The sequence below is a fragment of the Neobacillus drentensis genome, from assembly GCF_036966985.1.
GTDB classification, from domain to species: Bacteria; Bacillota; Bacilli; order Bacillales; family Cytobacillaceae; genus Neobacillus; species Neobacillus drentensis_E.
The window spans coordinates 1-3,893 of the sequence record NZ_JBALSN010000533.1; the positions used below are offsets into that span (position 1 = coordinate 1).

Here is a 3,893-nt window from a genome sequence, read left to right on the forward strand (position 1 = left end):
CAGGCACCATGTGAAAATTTCACATGGTGCCTGACACCACTATCACAACTATTATCTCTATTGGTCGCTTTTTCGTACGCCGGCGATTCCAAGGTTGTTTTTGCTCATTTCTTCGATCATTACGTGGATAGCTTCTTTTGGTGCGCCTGTTGTTTCGCTTACTGCATCGGTTACTTTTGTAACTAGGGCACGTTTTTGGTCGTCGGTACGTCCTTCAAGCATTTTTACTGTTACATATGGCATGTTTTTTTCCTCCTCCGTTATATGTATGGGTAGTCAATAAGCCGCAAACAATCGTTACAGCTTTTCTATGTTAGTGTTCCATAATTCGACGGAAAGTGCAATAATCGGTGACGCTTATGATTTTCTTTTTTTAAACGGTTTCATGTATACTAAAAGGAATATAGATAGATAGAAAATGGAGTTGCGCACGTAACTTGTTCTAAGCGTGACATCGTTTGAGATGGAAGGAGATATGGTGTTGGAAAATTTTAATTTTCTTGCCTATCCGTTAAGCATGATTCCCTATTTGGCGATTACCCTGATGATTGCCTTTACGTTTCATGAATTTGCCCACGCGTTCGTTGCCTATAAATTCGGTGACATGACCGCACAAAAACAAGGCCGGTTGACGTTAAATCCGCTCAAACACCTTGATCCGATCGGCACGATCTTAATATTTATCGCCGGCTTCGGCTGGGCTCGTCCGGTGCCGGTTAATCGCTTTTTCTTTAAAAAGCCCCGCCTAGCTGGAATTCTCGTTTCGGTTGCCGGACCGCTCAGCAATCTAGTCTTAGCTTCACTCGGCTTTGTGGTCGCGTTCGGGCTAAACCGTTTTGGTGCAGCCCCGCCTGAAAGTTTTTATGATTTTCTGGAAATCTTTATCCGGCTTAATATTGTTCTGTTTATCTTTAATCTGCTGCCATTCCCGCCGCTCGATGGATACCGGATTATTGAGGACTTAGCCCCCAACCATGTCCGGGCAAAAATGACGCAGTATGAACAATACGGCGGATTGATTTTTCTAATTTTAGTGTTTACCCCGCTCGATCGCTATACGATCGAACCCATTTTCGCGGTTGTCATTCCGTGGGTATGGGATGGGTTAAGTCAATTCTTCAGAATGTTGTTTTTTTAGGAGGTTTCGAGTTTTCATGGAAGAAAATAAAAAGAAGCTTGGTTTTAATATCATCAAGAGCGATCCGACCGATAGTCATAAGGGCTATGGAAAAGGCGCTTTGAGCCTTGATAATGTGTCACCTGTCATTATTGATGTCGACGCTGGCGAAGCGGGGATCGATGTCGGCGCCATGCATGCCCGCAGCGTCGTGGAAAAGGGCATTAAATTTTTGAAAAATCAAGATGAGGTTCCGAACGGAAAACCATATTGGCTTGTATGGGTAACGATTGACCGCAACGAAGAAGGCCCATACTACGCGGGTGTGACTGCCTGCTTCATGTCCGTTGACCGCGAAATCCGGCGCGGCTACAAATCCTTGCCTGAGCACGTGAACCGCATGGATAAGTCGCTGAAGCGTCATATCATTGTCGATGATATGGATGCGAAGTCGAAAAAGGTATTAGCAGAATTCTTACGTAAACATAATGAAGTTTTGTGGAACAACTCAACGGATGAACTCAAACAAGGATTATTGGAAAAGTAGGAAATTAATGCTTGTAATTTTTTTGAAAATTATAGTATCATATTGAGTGTAAAAACAATGTAATACTAGGACAAGAAAAGCTCCGGAATTTTCCGGAGCTTTTCTATTTCAATAAAATATTCGGCTAAGTCCACGGCATAATTTTCTTATACCAAGGGACTTTCTTCGTGCTCTTATGTTTCTCTGGTAAGGCCTCGTGATTGTCTAGATGTTCGGTGCAATATTCCGTTGGTTCGGTGCCGCTGACGTAATAGGTAAAGCGACGCACCGGGCAATCCTTGGTCGCCAATTTGCCATTCTCCGGGTTGACATACACCCCTGTGACACCTTCCTTCGGCGCCTTAAACGCCTTGACGGGCTTGCCTTTTAGGGCTTCTTCCATAAAATTGGCCCAAATATTCTTCGCATACGTCTTTTCAGCAACCAGCTCAATCGGTTTTCCCATATCATAGCCTGCCCAGACGGCTGTCACAAGCTGTGGAGAGTAGCCAATCATCCAGCTGTCGGTTTCAGTTGAGCCTGATTTCCCTGCATAAGGCCGGGTAATATCGTTGATGACCGTGCTGCCTGTGACCTTCGCATATCCATTAAGCTTTGGATCGAAAATCCCTGTCAACATTTGCGTCATCACATACGCCTTAGCTGGGTCTAACACCTTTTCTGTTTCCTCTTCTTTTTCATAAATCACGTTGCCAGTGTAGTCTTCCACTCTCGTAATCAAGGTCGGATTAACTTTTTTTCCACCATTAGCAAATAAACTATAGGCATTCGCCATTTCGATAACGCGGACACCAGATGTCCCCAATGCCAGGGACGGAACTTGAGCCATTTTCGAAGAAAGGCCGAATTTCTTCGCCGTTTCGATTAAGGTCTCTTCTCCTAAAAATAAATGCGTTTTGACAGCAAAAATATTATCGGAGACAGCAAGCGCCTGGGCAAGGGTGATTTCCCCGTTGGCATACTTATTGTTAAAGTTATGCGGCGTATAGTCTGGCTGGCCATCATCAAAATGGAAGGTCGTAAACTCACTGCGCATCGTCGAAGATGGCGTAAAGCCTTGCTCAAGGGCCGCGTAGTATAGAAGCGGTTTGATCGTCGAACCAGGCTGCCTGATGGCTTGAACAGCACGGTTAAATGAACTTTTTTCATAGTCCCGGCCGCCGACCATCGCTTTGACATAGCCGTTTTTCGGGTCCATCGCAACAAGACCGACTTGAATTTCTGATAGATTCGCTACATATTTATGAATTTGGCTTTCTGCTGCTTCCTGCTGCTTGCGGTTAAGCGTGGTATAGACTTTTAGCCCGCCGAGGGCAATTGTGCGATCATCTAAATGCAATTGATTTTTCAAAGCATTTCTGACGGCATCCTGAAAATAAGGGGCGACCTTCACTTTTTGTGTATTGTGCGTGCCTACGATGGTTACAGGCTGCATAGCCGCATCGGTGGCCACCTTTTTACTGATGTAATGATTGGTCACCATGCTTTTCAAAATAATCGCTTGGCGGCTTTTCGCATGTTCCATCGAGGCCAGCGGAGAGTAAATGCCCGGGCCCTTTGGAATTCCCGCCAGCATACTTGCTTCGGCAAGCGTTAAGTCGTTTGCTTTTTTTCCAAAATAATATTGGCTGGCTGCCTCTACCCCATAGGCGCCGTTGCCATAATAAATCGTATTTAAATAGCCCTCAAGAATTTCTTTTTTGGAATAATTCATCTCGATGCGGATGGTATAAAAAGCTTCGTGCAGCTTCCGCGTCCAGGTTTTGTCGTGTTCAAGAAATAGATTTCGCGCGTACTGCTGGGTGATCGTGCTTGCGCCCTGTACCTTTGAGAAAGCTTGCACATCGGCTAACACTGCACCAGCAATCCGTTTGAAGTCAAAGCCATGGTGCTCATAAAAATTTTTATCTTCAATGGAGATGGTCGCATGAACCAGGTCCGGTGAAACATCCTTTAAATTGGTCCAATAACGTTTTTGTCCGCTATTACTCTCGCCAATCAGCTTTCCATCGTCAGCAAAGAATAGCGTCGATTGCGGAACGGCGAGCGGTGGTGGCCCTAAAATTTTTGCATAGGCAAGAATCCCAAGGAAGAGAATAAGCATACAAACCATGCCTATCAAACTGATGATTATAACTGCCCGTAAATATTTAATTGTCTTCCGAAACCCTTGATCAGTCATGATTTCCACGATGTTCACCACCCTTTTTTTAAAAAATAGATAGTAAT

Annotated in this window: 4 protein-coding genes; 2 read left to right on the plus strand and 2 right to left on the minus strand. The window is 44.6% G+C overall.

Annotated features, from left to right (window positions below; genetic code table 11):
• Nucleotides 1-57: 57 nt before the first annotated feature.
• Complete coding sequence (locus V7659_RS27320) at nt 58-243, minus strand: 2-hydroxymuconate tautomerase (protein WP_098571566.1); 186 nt, start codon at nt 241-243, stop codon at nt 58-60.
• Between the two features lie 274 nt (nt 244-517).
• On the opposite strand from V7659_RS27320, the gene V7659_RS27325 reads away from it, so the two are divergent.
• Both V7659_RS27325 and V7659_RS27330 read left to right on the plus strand, forming a co-directional pair.
• Nucleotides 518-1,138 (plus strand): site-2 protease family protein, encoded by a 621-nt coding sequence (locus tag V7659_RS27325; protein ID WP_335543223.1) that lies wholly within the window; start codon nt 518-520, stop codon nt 1,136-1,138.
• A gap of 16 nt (nt 1,139-1,154) precedes the next feature.
• Complete coding sequence (locus tag V7659_RS27330) at nt 1,155-1,664, plus strand: YwhD family protein (RefSeq protein WP_335543222.1); 510 nt, start codon at nt 1,155-1,157, stop codon at nt 1,662-1,664.
• A gap of 124 nt (nt 1,665-1,788) precedes the next feature.
• Here V7659_RS27330 and V7659_RS27335 read toward each other — a convergent pair whose 3' ends face one another.
• A complete protein-coding gene (locus V7659_RS27335; RefSeq protein WP_335543224.1) occupies nt 1,789-3,855 on the minus strand; it encodes a transglycosylase domain-containing protein in 2,067 nt (688 codons plus the stop codon).
• Nucleotides 3,856-3,893: the final 38 nt, after the last annotated feature.